Below are 20,398 nucleotides of genomic sequence, written 5' to 3'. Positions count from 1 at the left end.
TGCTGACAATGAAACAACAATCAGTGAACATGCAAGATCAGTTTTTAAACCAATTAAGAAAAGAAAGCATCCCTGTAACTGTCTTTTTACTTAATGGCTTTCAGCTTCGGGGGTATGTAAAAAGCTTTGATAATTTCACCGTTATTCTTGATACAGATGGCAAACAACAGCTTGTTTATAAACATGCGATCTCAACCTTTTCCCCTCAGAGGAATGTCCAGCTTAATCAGGAAAATAAGTAATAAACGGGTCCGGCATAACCGCCGGGCTCTTTTATACTTTCAGAAAGTTAAAAAATCTTTATAGTACAGGGGGAACCCGTCACTTTCATTTGGTCTTCTTTTATCCCGTATCTGACATCTGCGCTGGGCCTTTGTCACGTATTCACAGTTTTTGCGTATAGTAGTGGTAGCAGAGATGGATCCACTATATTACTGAAGGTGGTGACTTCGTTGGCACAGTCAGCCAGAATGAAAAAACGCGGCCAGATCAATGTAGTAATCAGATCGGATAATAAGGACGAGGGTGATTATGGCTATCAGCAAATGGAGACCTCTCCTTTTGTCCAGCATAAAGAATACAGTGACATCATGAAAGAATTTGACCAGTATGTCGGCCTGGATATGATGAAATCCTTTGTTCATGAAATGTATGCATGGCTTTATTTAAATAAAATCAGGGAGCAGAGAGGTCTGAAAACAGGTAAACAGGCACTTCATATGGTTTTTAAAGGGAATCCGGGAACCGGGAAAACGACGGTCGCACGCCTGATTGCTAAAATGCTTAAAGACATGAATGTCCTTGAAAAAGGTCATCTTCTTGAAGTAGACAGAGCTGATCTTGTGGGGGAATATATCGGCCACACGGCCCAGAAAACCCGTGAACTCGTAAACAAGGCGATGGGAGGCATTCTGTTTGTAGATGAAGCGTATTCCCTTGCCCGAGGGGGCGAAAAGGATTTTGGAAAAGAAGCGATCGATACACTTGTTAAAATAATGGAAGACAAACAGCATAACTTTGTTTTAATTCTTGCAGGATATCCGGATGAAATGGACCGGTTTCTTCAACTGAACCCTGGTTTGCCGTCGAGATTTCCAATGATTGTGACCTTCCCAAATTACTCGACAACTGAATTGATAGAGATGTTAAAATCGATGGCTGCCCAGCGCGATTACGTGATTGATAAGGATTCGGTGTCCTATGTGAATGAACTATTAGTTGTGGCAAAAGACTATGAACAGGGCCGTTTCAGCAATGGGCGGTTTATCAGGAACTTGCTGGAGAAGGCTGTCCGGATGCAGGCGGTCCGTCTCCTTCACCAGGGCGACTACCATAAAGAAGCGCTTACAACACTTGTTAAATCGGATTTTTCAAAAGCGTTTAAAAAAATTCTGCTGGAATAATCGGGAGTAAAGGAAGGTGAAGACTAATCGATAATCAGGTGAAAATTAATCAGGAATCAGTCTTACTTGTAGGGGTGAGGCTTAAAAAGGCCAAAGAAGAAGATTTTTTATACAGAATGGAAGAATTGGAAGCTTTGACGAAGACGGCGGGCGGCAGCGTGAAAGCCCAGATGTTTCAAAGCCTTGACCACCCTCACTCTGCTACCTATATTGGCCGGGGAAAAGTAGACGAGTTAAAAAGTCTAATTGAAGAAAAAGAAATAGACCTGGTCATATTTAACGATGAATTGTCACCGTCGCAGCTGCGTAATTTAACGAACCAGCTTGATATGCCTGTTATTGACCGTACTCAGCTTATACTGGATATATTCGCTAAGCGGGCGCGCTCAAGAGAAGGGAAATTACAGGTGGAACTGGCGCAGTTAAGTTACCTCCTGCCCAGACTTCGCGGGCAGGGGCATGTACTGTCCCGGCTCGGAGGCGGTATAGGCACCAGGGGACCCGGGGAAACCCAGCTGGAAATTGACCAGCGTCATATCCGCTCCCGAATGGATGAATTGAGGAATCAGCTTGCCCAGATCGTTTCACACCGTGAACGTTACAGGGACAGGAGAAAGAAGAACCAGGCTTTCCAGATTTCCCTCGTAGGATATACAAATGCGGGAAAATCCACTCTGCTTCATAAATTATCCGATTCGGATGTCTACGTGGAAGACCAGCTGTTTGCCACCCTGGACCCGACAACTAAAAAGTTAAAACTTCCTTCAGGGATTGAAGTGCTGATGACAGATACGGTCGGTTTTATCCAGCAGCTGCCTACCACTCTCATCGCTGCTTTCCGTTCGACCCTGGAAGAGGTCAAAGAAGCAGATTTGATCCTCCACGTGGTTGACGCGGCGAACCCGGATTTTATAAACCATGAAAAAACGGTTATTAAATTACTGGAAGATTTAGACGCCCACCAGATTCCGTCTTTGACTGTTTATAATAAACGCGATCAGATTAAAGGAGACTTTTTTGCAAGCGGCCATGGGCCTTCCACACTGATCAGCGCGTATAATGACAGCGATCTTGAAAAACTGAGAGACAAAATTGAGACAGTGATGGAAGAGCAGTTTTCCCCGTATATCATTTACCTGGATGCGTATGAAGGTAAATGGCTGCACAGGCTGAAAGGCGAGACGATAGTGACGGAACAGACATTTAATGAAAGCAGCGAACAGTATGCAGTACGAGGCTATGCACCTGCCGATTCAGCTATCTATCATGAATTACAGAAAAGAAAGGACACGTAAATCCAGTTATGACTCACACACATACAATGACAGAAAAAGAGTTAAAAGTTTTAGCAGATCAGACGTTAAAAAATCTTCAGGACGCCTTCTTTGAAAGAGGACAAGTCTGTGAGGAAAACCAGCGTAAAGTATTAAAGGCGTTTAAAGAACATGGTGTCTCTGAATTTCATTTTCAGTCTTCTACCGGGTACGGCTATGACGACACAGGGAGAGAGACGCTTGAAAAGGTGTACGCCCAGGTTTTCGGGACGGAAGCAGCAATTGTACGGCCCCAGATCGTATCGGGGACTCATGCGATCAGTACAGCTCTCTTCGGGGTGCTGAGACCGGGAGACGAACTGATGTATATCACCGGCAAACCGTATGATACGCTCGAAGAAGTGATCGGCGTGCGGGGCGAAAAAGGCTCTGGTTCCTTGATCGACTTCGGAGTTAATTATAAAGAAATTCCTTTAAAAGATAACGAGATTGATAAGGAGGCCATCCGTCAGCAACTGTCGCCAAAAACGAAGGTGATCGGCATCCAGAGATCAAAAGGCTACGAAAACCGGCCTTCTTTTACAGTGAAGCAAATTGAGGAAATGATTAAGTTTGTTAAAAGCATTTCCCCTGAGGTTATTGTTTTTGTCGATAACTGTTACGGGGAATTTGTCGAGGTGAAAGAACCGACTGACGCCGGCGCCGACCTGGCTGCAGGGTCGCTTATAAAAAATCCCGGAGGAGGAATTGCCAAGACAGGAGGCTACATTGCAGGCAGAAAGAAGTTAATTGACCAATGCGGCAGCCGGCTTACCGCCCCCGGAATAGGGCTGGAAGGGGGAGCAAGTTTAAATACCCTGCTCGATATGTATCAGGGATTCTTCCTTGCCCCTCATGTTGTTAATGAAGCTTTAAAAGGAGCGATGTTTACTTCAAGGTTTTTGAGTGAAGCAGGAATGGTCACTGAGCCTCGTTGGGACGAGAAGAGAACCGACTTAATTCAAGCCGTTTCGTTCCCTAACAAAGAGGCTATGATTTCTTTTTGCCAGGCAATTCAGGGGGCCTCGCCGGTAGATGCACACGTCAAACCCCATCCAAGCTATATGCCCGGCTATGAAGATGATGTCATTATGGCAGCCGGAACGTTCATTCAGGGGGCGAGCATTGAACTCTCAGCGGACGGGCCTATCAGGCCTCCGTATACCGCCTACGTGCAGGGCGGCCTGACATTTGAGCATATTAAAATTGCTGTAACGGATGCAGTGATTCAAATTTACCAGGAAAATTTACTAAAAGATTAATTTCCAGGTTATACTTATAACAAAGAGGGTAGTTGCTATATAGCCTGCTCTCTTTTCTTTGTCAGAAAATTTCCCTGTCAGAAAATCTGACAAGATAGAACATAAGTATTTAAATCTTAGTTATCATATGTTTATCGTTAAATAACGAAGAATTCGAATCTTCAATATTTTCATAGAAGATTAATTCTTCGGATAACGATCTGAGGCGGGTAACAGATTTGTTGCTCCAGTAGAAGCAGCACATAATTTGAAGGAGGAGACTATACGAATGAGTAAGTATTCTAAAGAAGACATTTTACGCATGGCAGATGAAGAGAATGTAAGGTTTATCAGGTTACAGTTTACGGACTTAATGGGAATCATTAAAAACGTGGAAATTCCTGTCGACCAGTTAACTAAAGCATTGGATAATTTAATGATGTTTGACGGATCTTCAATTGAAGGTTTTGTCCGTATTGAAGAGTCAGACATGTACTTATATCCGGACCTTGATACTTGGGTTATTTTCCCTTGGACCCCTGAAAAAGGCAAGGTTGCCAGATTGATCTGTGATGTATACAATCCGGACGGCACACCTTTCCAAGGTGACCCGCGCGGCGTGTTGAAAAAAGTTCTTCAAGAAGCAAAGGACCTCGGGTTCTCCGACTTCAATATCGGCCCTGAGCCGGAATTCTTCCTGTTTAAAAATGACGAGCGGGGAGAGCCGACACTAGAATTAAATGATAAAGGCGGATACTTTGACCTTGCGCCAACGGACCTTGGTGAAAACTGCCGCCGCGATATCGTGCTTGAGCTTGAGGATATGGGATTCGAAATTGAAGCTTCCCACCATGAGGTAGCACCAGGCCAGCACGAAATTGACTTTAAATATGCTGACGCAGTAACAACGTGTGACAACATCCAGACGTTTAAGCTGGTTGTTAAAACAATCGCCCGTAAACACGGCTTGCACGCCACTTTCATGCCTAAACCGTTATTCGGCGTTAACGGAAGCGGGATGCATGCGAACATGTCATTGTTCCGCAGCCCTAAAGATAACGCGTTCTATGACGAAAACACTGAAAGCCAGCTGAGTGAAACAGCGATGCAGTTCCTGGCCGGAACATTAAAGCATGCAGATGCTTACACAGCTATTACAAACCCGACTGTCAATTCTTATAAGCGTCTTGTACCTGGTTATGAAGCGCCTTGTTATATTGCATGGTCCATGCGTAACCGTTCGCCGCTTGTACGTATTCCGTCTTCCCGCGGGATCAGTACGCGTATCGAAGTCCGAAGCCCGGACCCTGCAGCGAACCCGTACCTTGCGATGGCAGCAATGCTTGCCGCAGGCCTTGACGGTATCCGCAACAAGATGACACCGCCGCCTGAAACAGACCGCAACATTTATGCGATGGATCTTCAGGAGCGTAAAGCTGAAGGAATTGAAGCTTTACCGGCAACTCTTAAAGAAGCCATTGATGCACTGGCTAAAAATGAAATCATTACACAATCCCTTGGCGAGCACGCCCTCGAACACTTCATTGAAGCAAAAGAAATCGAGTGGGATATGTTCCGTACGCAAGTGCACCCATGGGAGCGCGAGCAGTACATGCAGACTTATTAATAAGATTAACCCCCGTCATTGCTGGCGGGGGTTTTTGTTATAGGGTATCTTTATTGGAACAGCTCTGTTCTTGCTGTTTTTTTGAGAAAAGGAGTGATTTCTGTCCGACAGGCGGAGCTTGCCCAGGGGCTTGTCTTCAGCTAAATTCAACTCAGCCTGGAGCTTCGTTAAATTGGATCTTCAGATTGCGCATACTCCCTGTGGCGTCGCCGCTTTCTGTCCTTTAATCAAAAAAGCTGAGGCAATTGAATAACTGGTAAAACTAAAAGTCCCCCGCCTGTCTGATAAAATTATTCTTCGTCTTTTATAAACTTGTCTTTAGTTTTGTCCCCGACCCTTTTTTGTTCCCGTGTCAAAAATTAAAATATTTATAAGTTGGGTCCTAATTGCCCCCCTTCCTTATCTGACCCTGTTAAAAATGTGTGGTTTAACCCTTATAAACATGTCAGCATCTTTTTACAATGAAGATGACTATTTTAAGGGGTGTGAGAAATATGCAAGAGCCGCGCATAGCATACAAAGATTTACTTAGCCAAAAACGGTATCTTCTCGTCTTACTGGTAAATACATTTGCGAATTTCGGGTTTATGATGTTCCAGGTAGGGTTTTTCTGGCTTGTTTACGATATGACAAAAGGATTGGAACAGTCGGCGTTCATAGCAGGGGGCATGATATTAGGAGCCTCGTCACCGTATCTCATATTCGGTCTGATTGGCGGTGTTTACGCCGATCGTCTTAATAAAAAGAAAATAATCGTTATCAGTAATCTCGTATCGGCACTCATATTAACAGGGGTTCCTATTTTATATATGAGTGATTTGCTGACGGTTTGGCATGTCGCTCTCTCTGCTTTTGGAGTAGTAAGTTTAAGGTGTTTTTACAGTCCTGCTATCCGGTCTTTAGTGCCACAGGTTCTGCCGTCTGAATACTGGCCGGCGGGGAACTCAGTATTCCAGATTTTGTCCCAGCTTAGTAAAACAATTTCACCCGCTCTTGGCGGGGTTTTAATAGCCCAGTATTCTGCGATGAGCGTGTATGTCGTTTTTCTCCTGCTGCTCCTTTTCTCAGCACTGTTAATTTTCCCTTTAAGAATCAGGGCGGCTGTTCAGCTGGATAAACGAGTCAGCGTGTATAAAGATATTAAAGAAACCTTTATATTTATGAGTACAATTAAACCGCTGTTTTGGACAATCATGCTGTTTGGTGCTGTTCTGTTATTTCAAACGGGGATCGAACGGTTAGGGTTACCCATTGTTTCAGATACTGAGTGGGAGATGGGGCCTGAAGGGTTCGGAATTATATTGGCGACTTTTGGAGTGGGGAACATCATTGGAGCTGTATGGCTTGGGAAAATTAAAATGAAGTCGTATACTCATTATATATATACAGGCTGGGCCTTGTGGGGAAGTGCTATTGCTTTGGTCGGTTTATCCCCGTGGCTGGCTTTAGCCCTCATTTTTGCCCTAATCGCAGGAATCGCGGAGGCCATGAATGATTTGCCTATGGTTTTGATGATTCAGCGTTTCACACCTGAAAACAGGTTAGGGAAAGTCTTTAGTGTCTGGTCAACGGTAGCGTTTGTAGGGGAATCAGGGTCAAGCCTGCTCGCTGGTATGATTATAGGGATGGCAGGGCTGCATGCGGCATTTGTGGTGCTGTGGCTCTCATTAGTACTGATTGGCCTGGCAGGCTTTATACTCACAAGAGAAGCTGTAATTCGTGAAAAAGCTGTATAAAGAAAGAGAGGTGCTGGATAATGCTGGAGCTCACATACCAATTCGACGATACGGTAAACACTCCGAAATATATTCAGCTGTATAACTATATTAAGAAAGAGATTCAATCAGGCCATATCCCTTCACATACTCGTCTGCCTTCCATCAGATCACTTTCAGAACAGCTCGGTGTCAACAAAATTACCATTGAATCAGCTTATGACCAGCTAATATCAGAAGGATATCTGGAAAGCCGGCCTAAAAGCGGGTACTTTGTTCAAGCCATTGATACGCATTTTTTTAAAAGGTTGACAGAGGCTTATTCAGACCTAGACGATTCCGTACGATTAGAAACACAGCATTATGACATAGATTTTAATGATAATAAAATTGATGAAGACCACTTTCCATTAAGTGTCTGGAGAAAAATAACGGCCAAGGTGTTAAACGACTGTCCGGATTATGTGTTTCAGCACGGTTCAACTCAGGGGGATGCTGGACTGCGGCATGAATTGAAAACGTATTTACATCATTCCAGGGGAGTTAACTGTTCTGAAGATCAGATTATAATTGGGGCCAATTCACAATATTTAATGATGCTGTTATTACACATTATCGGCATGAAAAAGGGCACTGTTGGAATGGAGGAGCCTGGCTATCATCTGATGGCCAAAGTTTTCGAAGACGCTGGTTACACCCTGGAGCCTGTTCCTTTGGAAGCAGACGGTTTGAATGTGAGCGTGGTGAAGGACATGGATCCTGATCTGGTGTTTGTCTCCCCGTCTCATCAATATCCCCTCGGGATGACATTACCTATTCAAAAAAGGATCAGTCTGCTGGAATGGGCCCGACAATCAGGCGCGTATATTATTGAAGATGATATTTTAAGTGAGCTTCGGTACAGCGGGACGACTATCCCTTCTTTACAAGGATTAGATCCAGCAGGGCAAGTGATTTATATGGGGACATTTTTCAAATCGTTATTGCCATCCTTACGAGTCGGATATATGGTACTTCCGAAGGTGCTTATTCAAAGATACAGCGAGTCTTTTTATCTTTATCAGCAAACGGCCTCATTAATTCATCAAAAAACGATCGAACTGTTTATGAAGGAAGGGCATTGGGACAGACACCTGCTTCGTATGCGGAAAGTATACCGTAAGAAACGGGACAGGATGGTTGACGCTATTCAGGCTTACATGGGTTCAAAGGCGAGGGTGTTGGGAGAAAAAACAGGACTGCATGTCGTTGTTCAACTTAATGACGCACGTGATGAAAATGAGTTGGTGAGAATTGCCGCAAACCACAGCATTAACGTGTCCGGGACCTCTCATATGTGGTATGATCCGGCAAACAATCTCTTTGAACAGCCGACATTTATAATCGGATTTGGCGGCATACGTGAACAGGAGATTAATTCGGGCATTAAAGCTTTAAGTGAAGCGTGGTTTAACTGATTATTTCAGCTCTGTCTCATATAATTTAAACAATTAGGGGCAGTCCCTCTATTTGTGAGCGCTGCCAGTTCCAGACAAAGCGGGAACTTTAGAGAAAGGCTAGAAGTATTTTTTAAGGATAGAAGGTAAGATGAAACTGCTACAAATTCCGGTTGACGGAGTTCGTAATATCAAGTAGTTTTATTACATACGTATAGAGAGAGAGCGAGCTGAGAGATGTGAAGAAGACGAAGGGACAGCTGGAAATGGCGTTAAGTGTAAAGATTACTCAATGGGAGAAGGAGTATTTGGGCAGGGGATCCCTGTCATGTAAGTGTGAATTGATTCGGGATATGGCGCTTATAACTCTCGCAGGGGTTTTAACACCGGCTGAGTATCAGATGGCTGAATCAATTTCAGGAAGGGATCAGATTAAGAAATTCAGAAACGACCTTGTGGAATCCGGGCGGAAGCAGCTTGAAGAGATGGTTCACGAGGTGTTTGGTTTGAAGCTGATCTCGCTGCATACCGATATCAGCACAAAAACAGGGGAGCGGCTTATTGTGCTCAAATTTAATAAACAATGGGATCAGACAGACAACGATTAAATTTTTGTTGACTTACTCACTTTAATGCATAATAATAAAAGAGGAAACGTTCGCTCAGGGCAGTTCAAGAGCCATCTTTGGAGATTGAGCCGCCGGATGAGTGAATGGAGCCTCTCATCATAATCCAATGCGATTGTTGGTGATATGGAAGACTTTTTACAAAAGTAAGCCATGCACACACAGCGTACACTCTTTTGAGTGTGCGCTTTTTTTGATGAGTGAAAACCTTTACAATTAAACTGTCATTTAGGAGGTTATCTGTATGGAAAGCTTATTGTATGTGGTGACGAGTCCCCCGGTCATTCTGTTTATTGTCGGGATTCTTGCGGCAGTTGGAAAGTCGAATCTGAAAATGCCTGATGGTTTGTCTATTGGTCTGAATATGTATTTATTATTGGCGATCGGCATAAAAGGGGGAATGGGCCTGGCAGAGGTCCGTATTGATGAAGTGGTGGCACCGCTCGCCGCAGCACTTATTTTAGGGCTTATTTTGCCGATTGTGGGGTATTTTATCGGCGTGCTGTTTAAATTTACGTTTGAGGAACGGATTGCTATGGCTGCGACATTCGGGTCAGTCTCATTAGTCACTTTTGCTGCGGCTACCGCACAGCTTGATCAGATGGGGATTGGCTATGAGCCGTATATGACGACGCTTGTCGTTCTTCTGGAAATTCCCGGTCTTGTAGTAGCTTTAATGATTTATCAGCACTTTAAATCCCCTGTGTTTGGCATTGTGCCTAAAGCCGGGGCGACCCAGGTGATGCTCGACAGTTTGATGTCAAAAAGTATTTTGCTGCTGATTGCGGGGTTAGTAGCAGGATATTTTACACCTGATGCTGCCATGCTTAAGCCGTTTTTTGTTGATCTGTTTCCGGGCGTACTGCTGTTGTTTTTACTAGGATTAGGATTAAAGGTTGGACAGCAGCTCGGCGTGATTAAAGAATACGGCTGGGGCCTTATTGCTGCGGGGATTGTCTTCCCTGTCATCGGGGCCGCCATCGGGTATATGATGGCTCAAGCGGCCGGCTTTTCTGAAGGAGGCACCGTGCTGTTTATGGCTCTTGCGGCAAGCGGTTCTTACATTGCGGCACCGGCGATGCTCCAGGCTTCAGTACCTGATGTAAAGCCGTCCTTTTACTTAACGATGGCTCTGGCCGTCACCTTCCCGTTTAACCTGATTGTTGGCATACCGCTATTCATTCAGCTCGTGGCGGGTTAAAAAATATATAAAGTTAAAGTGCGCACTTGTCTCTGACAGGGGCGCACTTTTTTATTTGGCGGCTGTGCTGCACCTTCTGGGTAATAGTGATAATTATGGAAACGAAGTGTTTTTCACACGGTGTTTCAGGGTATTTTTAATTCTACAGCTGATATTAAAAACTTTGCAGGAGTGCAGGGATGGCAGGTGCCAGTCACTACCCCCGTAAGCTCATTAATTTGAGACTTCTAGTTTGCGAGTGCGCTTAGCTGTATTCAGAGAGGTGGTTTTTTTAATGGCTTTACGCTACGAGCTTGAAGGAAGCTTGGCATACGAGCCTTACAGTGAAGTAGAGGCGAGACTCTCACGTTTTAAAGACGTCTCTGTGATAGGTGAAGATTCAAGCGGAAAATATAATATGTACCTGGTGGAAATGGGAAATAAAACAAAACCGGTTATTTTTCTGTCCGCGTCCCTGCACGGGACAGAATGGCAGGCGGCCCAGTATACGCTTCGATTTATGGAACAGCTGCGGGACGATACGTTTCCGGATAAGGAATTCAGGGACAAGCTTCTCACTGATTTCCATATTGCTTACCTTCCCGTAGGAAATCCGTGGGGATATGACGAGGCGGAGCCTTACAGTGAATTAAAGGGAAGAAAAAATGCCAACGGAGTGGATGTAAACAGGGACTTTCATGATTTTTCGCAGGTGGAATCGCAGAATATTCAAAAAGCGGTTGAAAAACTAAAACCATTTGCTTACCTTGACTGTCATTTAATGGCCGCCAGAGAAGACGAAGGCCAGAGTCAGCCTGACCTTGTGGTCGGAAATATGCACGATTCGAACCTTCATGTCAGAGACTTTATTGCAGACTCTCTTTCTTCCTATACGAGTCAGTCTGTTGGGACATGGGACAGCTCCACTAATGAGGCACGTAAAGGGCTGTCAAGAAGATATATGAGCGCCACTGAAAATCCTTATACCCCGGAAACCTTATCTATCATTTCAGAAATGTACCGTCCTGTTGATTTCGGGGACGGGGTGGTCCAAATCCTGTCAGATGAGGAGATTATGAAGGCGGGCATGGCGACGGTTTACTTTTTCTTTAAAGCGGCAAGCGATTATTTTTACACCCATAACCCTTCTTAGAGAGATTCGGCCGTGCAGCAGGGCTTAAGAAAGGACCTGGCTGGGCAAAACATCCGCAAATATAAAAACCCCCTCAAGTTGAGGGGGTTTTATGTGATTTCATACGGGAGGGTTAAAGGCGTTCAATACGTTTTAATTCTTTTACCTCTATCCACTTGTTTTCGATTTTAAAACGGCTCGCGTAGCCGTCTATCCGGTCGATAATCCCAGCTATTTCGTGGTTAAACCCGTCCCGCCAGTAAATAATTTTGACCTCGAGTGTGTGGTGGAGCGAATCGTGGGCGATCAGGCCAAATTCCGTGAGTTCCTCCTCAGTGAGGGAAGGGGGCGGGTCTTCTCTCACTTTGTTTTTCCGTTCGCGCAGCGCCTGGAGATGTTCGGGCAGCATCATCCTGCTGCCTTCCCACATGAGGTTGCCGCGTTTTAGATAATCGCTCATTTGTAATGCCCTCCTATTTTAGCAGCCCGTTCTTTTACCTGGCTCGCAGGCAGAAGGGAAGCCGCACGGATGAGAGACGTTTTACCGTATTTGCTGATAATCTTGTCTGTTTCGTAGCCTAACTGGATGGTGTAGTCGCGGGCAGGCTCAAATAAGTTCAGCTGAACCGCTTCATCGCTGACAAGGCCGGTAAGCGACACGTGCAGTCGGCGAATCGGTTCTCTGTCCCAAAAGGTATCTAGAAGCTGGCAGGCGTACCGGTATACCTCCATTGTAATATTGGTCGGTTCAGGCATGGTCAATTGACGGTGAAAACCCGTTCTTATTTCATAACTTGCCCCGGAAATCCCCAGCGTCACCGTCTGGCCCATGACCCGGGCGTGCCTTGTGCGGCGGCAGACTTCTTCACAAAGTTCCAGCAGGACTACTTTTATTTCTGATTCCTTATGATAATCCCGCGGCAGGGTCATGCCGTTTCCGATCCCTTTTTGCCCGTTTGTGGAAGACAGGGAAACGGGTGAGTAATCCACCCCGTGGGCATTCATCCAGAGCACCTGGCCGTGGATGCCCCACTCCTTCTTAATTTTGTTCACATCTGTGCGGGCGAGATCCCCGATGGTGCGTATCGCCCGCCGCCGCAAATGATTGGACATCCTTCCGCCTGCCCGGAAGAGGTCTTCAATCGGCCGCGGCCATAAAACTGTTTCAATTTCATCTTTTTTTAAATGAAAAATACCGTCTTTCTTTTTTTTGGCGAAGTTGTCACACGCCATTTTTGCCAGGACTTTGTTTTCTCCAATGCCCACTCTGGCACGGACCTGGAGCTTTGAGTTAATTTCATGCTGAATATGTTTTGCAATATCCTCCGGAGAACCGAAAAGCGATTGTGAATGGGTGACGTCCATAAACTGTTCATCAATGCTGTACGGTTCTACTAAATCGGTGACACTTTCCAGAATTTCAGTAATAGCCATGGAATTGTCGATGTACTCTTGCATGTGCGGAGGAACAGTGACCAGGCCCGGGCATTTCTGTTCAGCTTCCCATAACCTTTCGCCGTTTTTAATACCGGCTTGTTTGGCTAAAGGGCAGGCTGCTAAAATAACACCTGAGCGCCGTTCCGGGTCGCCTGACACAACGAGGGGGCGGTTTAAATTCCGCATGTGTTTTGCTTTTTCAACTGAAGCAAAAAAGGATTGCATATCAACTAAAAAAATGACTTTCTTCATGATGTGTTCTCCCTCCTTAATAATAAGAATACATAAAGAGGGGAGGAAAAACAAGAACGTTTGTTCGTTTTCCAAAAAAAAGAAAAAAACGGGTCCAGGACCCGTTTAATTAATGAATAGTTCTGAAGACCCCGATCACTTTGCCCAGAATATGGACATTATTTAAAAGGATCGGTTCAAGCGTGGCATTTTCCGGTTGAAGACGAATGTGGTTTTCTTCTTTGAAAAACCGTTTAACCGTCGCTTCATCATCTTCTGTCATCGCTACGACAATATCGCCGTTATTAGCATAATTCTGCTGTCTGACGACAACATAGTCCCCGTCAAAAATCCCCGCTTCAATCATCGAATCACCCGAAATTTCGAGGATAAATGAATGCTCATCCTGCACAAAGCTGGCAGGCATCGGCAGGTATTCTTCCACATTCTCAATGGCAGTTATAGGCTGTCCGGCTGTAACCTTCCCGATAAGAGGAATATGAAGAGAAGGTGTTTCAGAGACCGGGGAAGACTCTTCAAGGCCGATGACTTCAATAGCACGGGGTTTAGTCGGGTCACGGCGGATGTACCCTTTTTTCTCAAGCCGTGATAAATGACCGTGTACCGTGGAACTGGAAGCAAGACCTACAGCTTCACCAATTTCTCTGACTGACGGCGGATAACCTTTATCTTTTACTTCTGATCTTATAAATTCCAGGATCGCTTGCTGCCGTGAAGACAGTTTTGACATGTGAAACACCTCTTTAAAGTTAATACTGTTCTATTTCATGCTTGTCCAACATAGTTTAAATCAATATAAGTAGTGACAGGAACATTATACCATGAGAACACAAGTTGCGCAAACGAACGTTCTCTTTTTTCTCTTGACACGAACGCCTGTTCCGATTACAGTGAAAAGGAGAACAAACATTCTTATGTGAGGTGCTCAAAATGACCAAATTTCTTAAAAACTATGTTGATGGATCGATGCTGATTTTGTTATTATCTGTTATATTATTTTCCTGGACGTTATTTTCAGAAGACGAGAAGCAGGCAGAAGATTTTTATATTGATTCCCAGTGGACAGTGTCAGAAGGGGAATCTTTGTGGGCGATTGCGAGATCCGCCACTGAAGAAATGGATTTAACTATTGAGGAAGCGATTGTCTGGATTAAATCAGCCAATAATTTAGAAGATGAAGAGATTTTCCCTGGACAGAAACTGGCTGTTCCGGGAGAACTGAAAGGTGTTGCCACAGAGTGAGAGGGTTAATTTACACAAGAGTCAGCACGGAGAAAGAAACACAGCAAACGTCAATTGAACGGCAAAAAGCAGAACTGACTGCTGCAGCAAAAGAATGGAATATTACTGTCGAAGCTGTCATTGAAGAGCAGGCAAGCGGATATGAGGCTGATCGTGATGGCATACTTACTGTATTGGATATATGTAAAAGCGGCCAAATAGATGCCCTTCTGATCCAGGATGAGACAAGACTGGGAAGAGGCAACGCTAAAATGGCTTTAATCCACCAGCTGCAGAAGATGAATGTAACTATCTATTCATTAAAAGATGATGGCGAACTCTCCCTCTCCGAAACAGATTCCATGGTACTTGATATCGTGGCAATTGTAGAAGAGTACCAGCGCAAACTGCATAATGCCAAAATTAAACGGGGCATGAAACGGGCGGTGGAAGAGGGGTATTCGCCATATAAGAACTTGAAGGACGCCGAAAATGCCGGCGGCAGGAAACGGAAAGAAGTACCGATTGAGGAGATTATTAAACTGAAGGAAAGCGGCCTGACTTTTCATGAAGTTGCAGCCATGCTGCGTGGGTTCGGATATTCCATTTCAAAAGCAACGGCTCACCGGAGGTACCAGGAGCACCAGCGGAAAAGTGCCGGATCAGAGTGAGGCTTTCTTTAGCGGGAAAGCAGCAGATGCAGCTGTAAAAACGGGAAGGTCTCATTGGGGCCGGCAGTCTGGGGCAAGCGGCTGAACGGCCTGGTAAATGTCTGTGTAGTCAGGAAATACCTTTATAAGAAGCAGATGACTTGAAACCTCCTCCAAAGTTTATTAAGATGTATGGAGCAATAAGCACCAACTGGAGGAATTCAATTGCTTAGTAAAGATAAGATTCAAAGGATCAATGAGCTTGCCAGAAAATCCAAAAGCGAAGGACTCAGTTTAAAGGAACAAAAAGAACAGAAAGACTTGCGGCAGGAATACTTGAAAAATGTGCGGCAGTCATTTAAGAACCAGTTAACCTCTGTGAAAGTTGTCGATGAAGAGGGAAATGACGTCACGCCGGATAAATTAAAGCATGAGAAAAAGACCCGAGGCACCCAAGGGCCTCTGCATTAAGGGACCCCAGGGTGGAAGGCGATTAAAAAGGCAGCAAAACGGACCCCGTTTTGCTGCCTTTTTAGTTTGGTAATTACTGGGGGGTCTGACCCCCCAGCAATTACCACTTCTTAATTAACTTGTTCAGCAGATCACTTTCTCTGTTTGAGGAGGTTGTCTAACCTCTTCAAAAGGTATATTATATGTAGTAGAGTAAGGGTATACACAAACCAAGAGAAAAGAGGCTGATTTTTTTATGTCAACAAATATTGACAATTTATCGATTAATACGATAAGAACATTAGCGATTGACAGTATTGAAAAAGCACAATCCGGCCACCCGGGAATGGTTATGGGCACAGCGCCTTTGGCGTATAAACTGTTTTCACAGTATATGGATCATAACCCTTCTAATCCTGACTGGTTTAACAGAGACCGGTTCATCCTTTCTGCCGGCCACGGATCTATGCTGTTATACAGCTTGCTCCACCTGCACGGCTATGACGTGACTATGGAAGATCTGAAAAGTTTCAGACAGTGGGGAAGCCGCACACCTGGACACCCTGAATTCGGGCATACACCTGGAGTGGAAGCAACAACAGGGCCATTAGGACAAGGTGTAGCTATGGCAGTCGGTTTTGCGATGGCAGAAGCCCGCTTAGGAGCGACTTTTAACCGCGATGACTTTAATGTAGTAGATCATTATACATACAGCATTTGCGGTGACGGCGACTTGATGGAAGGGGTTTCCGCAGAAGCCGCTTCGCTTGCCGGACATTTAAAGCTGGGCAAATTAGTTGTTTTTTATGATTCCAACGACATTTCACTCGATGGCGATCTTCACCAGTCTTTCTCTGAAAGTGTAGAAGACCGTTTTAAAGCTTACGGCTGGCAGGTGATCAGAGTAGAGGACGGAAACGACCTTGAGGAAATCACAAATGCAATTGAATCAGCAAAAGCAGATGACCGCCCGACCCTTGTGGAAGTCAAAACGGTTATCGGCTATGGTGCTCCAAACAAAAGCGGAAAATCAGCTTCCCACGGTGCGCCTCTTGGAGAAGACGAAGTAAAATTGACGAAGGAAGCTTATAAGTGGACTTTCGAAGAGGATTTCTATGTCCCTGATGAAGTGAAAGAAAACTACAAGAAGCTTGCTGAAGAAGGGCAAAAGAAAGAAGACGAATGGAATAAGAAATTTGAAGAATATAAAAAAGCTTATCCGGAGCTTGGCAATCAGCTTGAAACAGCTATTAAAGGCGAACTTCCTGAAGGCTGGGATAAAGAGCTTCCTGTTTATGAAGAAGGAGACAAAGCGGCAACAAGAGCTACAGGCGGTGAAGTACTAAACGCGATTGCTCAGAAGGTGCCAAGTTTATTCGGGGGCTCCGCGGACCTCGCTTCTTCCAACAAAACGATGCTTAAAGACGAGGAAGATTTCTCCCGCGATAATTATGCAGGGCGAAACGTGTGGTTTGGCGTACGTGAGTTTGCTATGGCTGCAGCAGTTAACGGAATGGCGCTTCACGGCGGTATAAAACCTTACGCGGCAACATTCTTTGTGTTCTCAGACTATTTACGCCCGGCGTTAAGGTTGTCATCACTGATGAAACAGCCGGTCACTTATGTGTTTACCCACGACAGCATCGCTGTAGGTGAAGACGGGCCGACGCACGAGCCTGTGGAACAGCTTGCGGGATTAAGAGCGATCCCTGGATTGTCTGTTGTCCGTCCTGCTGATGGCAACGAAGTAACTGCTGCCTGGAAAACAGCCGTAGAAAGCACTGACCAGCCGACTGTTCTTGTGCTCACACGTCAAGGCCTTCCGACGCTGCCGTCAACAAAAGAAAAAGCAGACGAAGGGGTAAGAAAAGGAGCTTACGTTGTGTCAGAAGCAAATGGCGAAGCTAACGGCCTTCTTCTTGCAACAGGGTCTGAAGTGGCTCTTGCAGTTGACGCACAGCAGGCGCTTGAGAAAGAAGGCATCTACGTATCAGTTGTCAGTATGCCTAGCTGGGACCGCTTCGAACAGCAGTCCGCAGAATATAAAGAGTCTGTCCTGCCAAGCCACCTGAAGCACCGCTTAGGAATCGAAATGGCTGCCACTCTTGGATGGGACCGTTATACAGGAAGCGAGGGCTCTGTATTAGGTATTGATACATTCGGTGCCTCAGCACCGGGAGACCGTATCATTAAAGAGTACGGCTTTACTGTTGAAAACGTCGTAACACGCTTTAAACAGCTGTTGGAAAAAAAATAAAACCGGCTGTAACAAGCCGCCGCGCCGCAAAAGGATCGCTCCTTTTGCGGCGCCTTTTTATTTGTGAAAATTCACAAAGGGGTCAGACCCCCCATATGCTGGAAGTTTTTTAGACAAAATAAGTCACTTTTATGGGACAGGTTTTGACAATTCTCCTCTTGCTAGTCTTTTATAATAAAGGGAATAAGGAGCAGAGGAGAGGTGAGCAGGATGAGAAACTATGAAATTGTACTGATTGAAGAAGAAGTCGCCCATATGTATCATGGCATGGAAAAAAAGCTTTTTCATCTGTTTAAAGAAAACAACTGTTCACAAGGTGTGCTAAAAGCCATTACAACGAATCAGATAGAATACATTACGAAACCTTACTCCAGGGAAAACCTGGATCATTATATCCACCAGTTCTTTTTCCATAATAAAGCTTACAGTTATAGTAAATATGAACATACGCTGTATGACCGCAGAGAAAACAGCTATGCCAAATTAGAGATGCATCCGGACAAAATGATTTTGACGGCTGAAGGCGCCATAGATGCGGAAACACGCTTCTTTGAGGTGCTTAGAAGCTTCCATTCATATTTTTTGGCGATTAATTACGAAGAAAATAAGTACGGCTGGCTTAAACCGATCAGGGTAGTCAATTTCATGCAGGACAAGTAGCGAATTATGACTAATTCTCCTTCAGCCCTTTTATTGTACAAACCGTTAAGGTATAATAGATAGGGTTCATAATACAAGTTTTTACTAACTGAAATCCAGAGATAAAAGAAGGAGGGTCAACGCCGATGTGGGTTAATATTTTAATCGGTGTCATCGCTCTGTTAGCAGGAATCGCAATCGGGTTCTTTATCGCTAGACAGTACATGATGAATTACATGAAGAAAAATCCGCCAATCAATGAAAAAATGCTGCGAGTGATGATGATGCAAATGGGCATGAATCCATCGCAAAAGAAGATTAATCAAATGATGAAAGCAATGCAAAACCAAAAATAAGACCGGAACACTCCTTTTCAGGAGTGTTTTTTTATCCTTAAAAGGACTTTTTTAAAATTTAAAGTGAAAGAAACTTAAAGCTATAACCAAGGCGGAGGCAAGTCGAATATTTCACAATTTCCCAAATAATTCTCCCGCTCATTCTCATTTTTCTTATATCCAGCCGTCCAATTGATTTTCCTGAAATCATACAGCTAAAAAAGGTATAATGGGAATAGCGGTGCTTGGAAGGCGCACACTTCTGCAGGCACGTCAAGGGCAGCACCGGCACCGGCACACCTGCCTGCTGTTAAGGTGCGGCAGAACATTACGAAAAAAGGTGATACTTATGGAAAGCTACTCCTTTCCAGCCATTACATATGAAGAGATAAATGAGAGCAGACAATTCATCATTGATGTCAGATCCCCTGAAGAATACAAAGAGTTTCATCTCCCCGGCAGTATCAGTCTGCCGTTATTCTCAAATGAAGAGAGAAAGCTGATAGGGACTATTTACAAGCAGGAAAGCCGGGCCAAAGCTAAAAAAACGGGCATGGAGATTTATGCCCGAAAGCTTCCGGCATTTTATGATGAGTGGATTAGCCTGCTCAAAGAGCATAAGGGGAAAACACCTGTGGTCACTTGCGCAAGAGGAGGCATGAGAAGCGGAGCCTTCGTCGGAACGATGCTGTCGATGAAAATGCCTGTCCGGCAGTTGAAAGGCGGTATGAGAGCGGTGCGCCAGCATGTCCTCAGCCGCCTTGACAGCTTTTCAGCTTTAAACTGGAAGACAATTGTGCTGGGCGGGTTGACCGGCACAGGAAAAACAGCATGGCTCAGGCAGCTGAAAGAACAAGGCTATCCTGTCCTGGATCTCGAAGGACTGGCTGACCACCGCGGGTCAGTCTTCGGCCATATAGGCCTGACACCAAAAACCCAGAAACAATTTGAGTTCGAACTCGTTCAGGAGCTCCAACAGTGTGCTGCAAAAAACCATACCTTTATCATTGAGGCGGAGAGCAAACGGATCGGCCGAATTACCGTGCCGCCTTTTATTATTAGCGCAAAAGAACAGGGGAATTTTATAGAAATTAAAGACCGGATGGACCGGCGAATCAGGCATCTGATGGCCGATTACCAGCCCTTCACTTATCAAAATGACATTCGTTTAGCCCTTAATAAAATATGGCGCAGGCTTCCCGACCAAATAAAACCATCTGCGGAAGAGGCTATGGAAACCGGAAATTACGAGTGTCTGTTCGAGCTTTTGCTGCAGCACTATTATGACCGCCGTTACACCCACAAACAAAACGGCTATGTAAACAGGCAGGAAGTAAGAACTGTCGACCTTGCTCCATTGGATGACGAAAGGATCCTCCCGGCGATTCAGCATGAAATTGACCGCATGCTGTGACTAGCTCCGAATTAAAATAACTTATCACTGTGGCCATGGCCTCTATGGTAAAATGAACTCAAAATACATA

20 protein-coding genes are annotated in these 20,398 nt (G+C 44.9%); 17 read left to right on the top strand and 3 right to left on the bottom strand.

Annotation, left to right across the window (positions count from 1 at the left end; translation table 11 throughout):
* The first annotated feature begins 8 nt into the window (after window positions 1-8).
* The 10 genes from hfq (at window position 9) to BMW59_RS02790 (ending at window position 11,694) form a co-directional block, all read left to right on the top strand.
* The gene (gene hfq / locus BMW59_RS02835) at window positions 9-242 is read left to right on the top strand and encodes an RNA chaperone Hfq (RefSeq protein WP_093047511.1); all 234 of its coding nucleotides are present in this window, start codon (window positions 9-11) and stop codon (window positions 240-242) included.
* A 210-nt stretch (window positions 243-452) separates the two neighbouring features.
* Window positions 453-1,403, top strand: a complete 951-nt coding sequence (locus tag BMW59_RS02830; RefSeq protein ID WP_245732925.1) for an AAA family ATPase — start codon at window positions 453-455, stop codon at window positions 1,401-1,403.
* Between the two features lie 44 nt (window positions 1,404-1,447).
* Window positions 1,448-2,698, top strand: a complete 1,251-nt coding sequence (gene hflX, locus BMW59_RS02825) for a GTPase HflX (RefSeq protein ID WP_093047709.1) — start codon at window positions 1,448-1,450, stop codon at window positions 2,696-2,698.
* A gap of 8 nt (window positions 2,699-2,706) precedes the next feature.
* On the top strand, window positions 2,707-3,978 hold the full coding sequence (locus BMW59_RS02820; protein WP_425441250.1) for a methionine gamma-lyase family protein: 1,272 nt from the start codon (window positions 2,707-2,709) through the stop codon (window positions 3,976-3,978).
* Between the two features lie 268 nt (window positions 3,979-4,246).
* Entirely contained in the window at window positions 4,247-5,584 is a 1,338-nt protein-coding gene (gene glnA / locus BMW59_RS02815) for a type I glutamate--ammonia ligase (RefSeq protein ID WP_093047509.1), read from the top strand.
* A gap of 494 nt (window positions 5,585-6,078) precedes the next feature.
* On the top strand, window positions 6,079-7,320 hold the full coding sequence (locus BMW59_RS02810; protein ID WP_177174166.1) for an MFS transporter: 1,242 nt from the start codon (window positions 6,079-6,081) through the stop codon (window positions 7,318-7,320).
* 20 nt (window positions 7,321-7,340) lie between these two features.
* The gene (gene pdxR, locus BMW59_RS02805; RefSeq protein WP_093047507.1) at window positions 7,341-8,756 is read left to right on the top strand and encodes a MocR-like pyridoxine biosynthesis transcription factor PdxR; all 1,416 of its coding nucleotides are present in this window, start codon (window positions 7,341-7,343) and stop codon (window positions 8,754-8,756) included.
* Between the two features lie 218 nt (window positions 8,757-8,974).
* Entirely contained in the window at window positions 8,975-9,343 is a 369-nt protein-coding gene (locus BMW59_RS02800; RefSeq protein WP_093047506.1) for a Na-translocating system protein MpsC family protein, read from the top strand.
* Window positions 9,344-9,605: 262 nt separating this feature from the next.
* Window positions 9,606-10,562, top strand: coding sequence for a sodium-dependent bicarbonate transport family permease (locus BMW59_RS02795; protein ID WP_093047505.1), 957 nt, complete (start codon window positions 9,606-9,608; stop codon window positions 10,560-10,562).
* Between the two features lie 274 nt (window positions 10,563-10,836).
* Complete coding sequence (locus tag BMW59_RS02790) at window positions 10,837-11,694, top strand: M14 family zinc carboxypeptidase (RefSeq protein WP_093047504.1); 858 nt, start codon at window positions 10,837-10,839, stop codon at window positions 11,692-11,694.
* Between the two features lie 112 nt (window positions 11,695-11,806).
* On the opposite strand, the gene BMW59_RS02785 is transcribed toward BMW59_RS02790, so the two are convergent.
* From BMW59_RS02785 to lexA, 3 genes are all read right to left on the bottom strand, one after another.
* A complete protein-coding gene (locus tag BMW59_RS02785) occupies window positions 11,807-12,133 on the bottom strand; it encodes a YolD-like family protein (protein WP_093047503.1) in 327 nt (108 codons plus the stop codon).
* On the bottom strand, window positions 12,130-13,365 hold the full coding sequence (locus tag BMW59_RS02780) for a DNA polymerase IV (protein WP_245732937.1): 1,236 nt from the start codon (window positions 13,363-13,365) through the stop codon (window positions 12,130-12,132). Before BMW59_RS02780 ends, BMW59_RS02785 begins: the two co-directional genes overlap by 4 nt.
* 106 nt (window positions 13,366-13,471) lie before the next feature.
* Window positions 13,472-14,092, bottom strand: a complete 621-nt coding sequence (lexA, locus tag BMW59_RS02775; protein WP_093047501.1) for a transcriptional repressor LexA — start codon at window positions 14,090-14,092, stop codon at window positions 13,472-13,474.
* Between the two features lie 200 nt (window positions 14,093-14,292).
* Between lexA and yneA the strand changes: the two genes are divergently transcribed.
* The 7 genes from yneA (at window position 14,293) to mnmH (ending at window position 20,328) form a co-directional block, all read left to right on the top strand.
* Window positions 14,293-14,604, top strand: a complete 312-nt coding sequence (gene yneA / locus BMW59_RS02770) for a cell division suppressor protein YneA (RefSeq protein ID WP_093047500.1) — start codon at window positions 14,293-14,295, stop codon at window positions 14,602-14,604.
* Complete coding sequence (locus BMW59_RS02765; protein WP_093047499.1) at window positions 14,601-15,254, top strand: YneB family resolvase-like protein; 654 nt, start codon at window positions 14,601-14,603, stop codon at window positions 15,252-15,254. The genes yneA and BMW59_RS02765 overlap by 4 nt, the downstream gene beginning before the upstream one ends.
* A 204-nt stretch (window positions 15,255-15,458) precedes the next feature.
* Window positions 15,459-15,704 carry a DUF896 domain-containing protein gene (locus BMW59_RS02760; RefSeq protein ID WP_093047498.1) on the top strand — a complete coding sequence of 82 codons (246 nt, stop codon included), beginning with the start codon at window positions 15,459-15,461 and terminating at the stop codon, window positions 15,702-15,704.
* Window positions 15,705-15,939: 235 nt separating this feature from the next.
* Window positions 15,940-17,940: a transketolase gene (gene tkt, locus BMW59_RS02755; RefSeq protein WP_093047497.1), complete on the top strand. Its 2,001-nt coding sequence runs from the start codon at window positions 15,940-15,942 to the stop codon at window positions 17,938-17,940.
* Window positions 17,941-18,150: 210 nt separating this feature from the next.
* Entirely contained in the window at window positions 18,151-18,600 is a 450-nt protein-coding gene (sirA, locus tag BMW59_RS02750) for a sporulation inhibitor of replication protein SirA (RefSeq protein WP_093047496.1), read from the top strand.
* A 125-nt stretch (window positions 18,601-18,725) separates the two neighbouring features.
* Window positions 18,726-18,935, top strand: coding sequence for a YneF family protein (locus BMW59_RS02745; protein WP_093047495.1), 210 nt, complete (start codon window positions 18,726-18,728; stop codon window positions 18,933-18,935).
* 328 nt (window positions 18,936-19,263) lie between these two features.
* Window positions 19,264-20,328 (top strand): tRNA 2-selenouridine(34) synthase MnmH, encoded by a 1,065-nt coding sequence (gene mnmH / locus BMW59_RS02740; protein ID WP_177174165.1) that lies wholly within the window; start codon window positions 19,264-19,266, stop codon window positions 20,326-20,328.
* The last annotated feature ends 70 nt before the right edge of the window (window positions 20,329-20,398 follow it).

This window comes from Salipaludibacillus aurantiacus, assembly GCF_900111295.1.
Taxonomy (GTDB): Bacteria; Bacillota; Bacilli; order Bacillales; family Salisediminibacteriaceae; genus Salipaludibacillus; species Salipaludibacillus aurantiacus.
Note: the sequence above shows the minus strand (reverse complement) of the source record. Positions and strands in the feature narration are given on the sequence as shown.

Coding starts and splice junctions, on each gene's coding strand:
- hfq (WP_093047511.1), top strand. CDS start 9: ATGAAACAACAATCAGTGAACATGCAAGATCAGTTTTTAAACCAATTA.
- BMW59_RS02820 (WP_425441250.1), top strand. CDS start 2,707: ATGACTCACACACATACAATGACAGAAAAAGAGTTAAAAGTTTTAGCA.
- glnA (WP_093047509.1), top strand. CDS start 4,247: ATGAGTAAGTATTCTAAAGAAGACATTTTACGCATGGCAGATGAAGAG.
- BMW59_RS02810 (WP_177174166.1), top strand. CDS start 6,079: ATGCAAGAGCCGCGCATAGCATACAAAGATTTACTTAGCCAAAAACGG.
- pdxR (WP_093047507.1), top strand. CDS start 7,341: ATGCTGGAGCTCACATACCAATTCGACGATACGGTAAACACTCCGAAA.
- BMW59_RS02795 (WP_093047505.1), top strand. CDS start 9,606: ATGGAAAGCTTATTGTATGTGGTGACGAGTCCCCCGGTCATTCTGTTT.
- BMW59_RS02790 (WP_093047504.1), top strand. CDS start 10,837: ATGGCTTTACGCTACGAGCTTGAAGGAAGCTTGGCATACGAGCCTTAC.
- BMW59_RS02785 (WP_093047503.1), bottom strand. CDS start 12,133: ATGAGCGATTATCTAAAACGCGGCAACCTCATGTGGGAAGGCAGCAGG.
- lexA (WP_093047501.1), bottom strand. CDS start 14,092: ATGTCAAAACTGTCTTCACGGCAGCAAGCGATCCTGGAATTTATAAGA.
- yneA (WP_093047500.1), top strand. CDS start 14,293: ATGACCAAATTTCTTAAAAACTATGTTGATGGATCGATGCTGATTTTG.
- tkt (WP_093047497.1), top strand. CDS start 15,940: ATGTCAACAAATATTGACAATTTATCGATTAATACGATAAGAACATTA.
- sirA (WP_093047496.1), top strand. CDS start 18,151: ATGAGAAACTATGAAATTGTACTGATTGAAGAAGAAGTCGCCCATATG.
- BMW59_RS02745 (WP_093047495.1), top strand. CDS start 18,726: ATGTGGGTTAATATTTTAATCGGTGTCATCGCTCTGTTAGCAGGAATC.
- mnmH (WP_177174165.1), top strand. CDS start 19,264: ATGGAAAGCTACTCCTTTCCAGCCATTACATATGAAGAGATAAATGAG.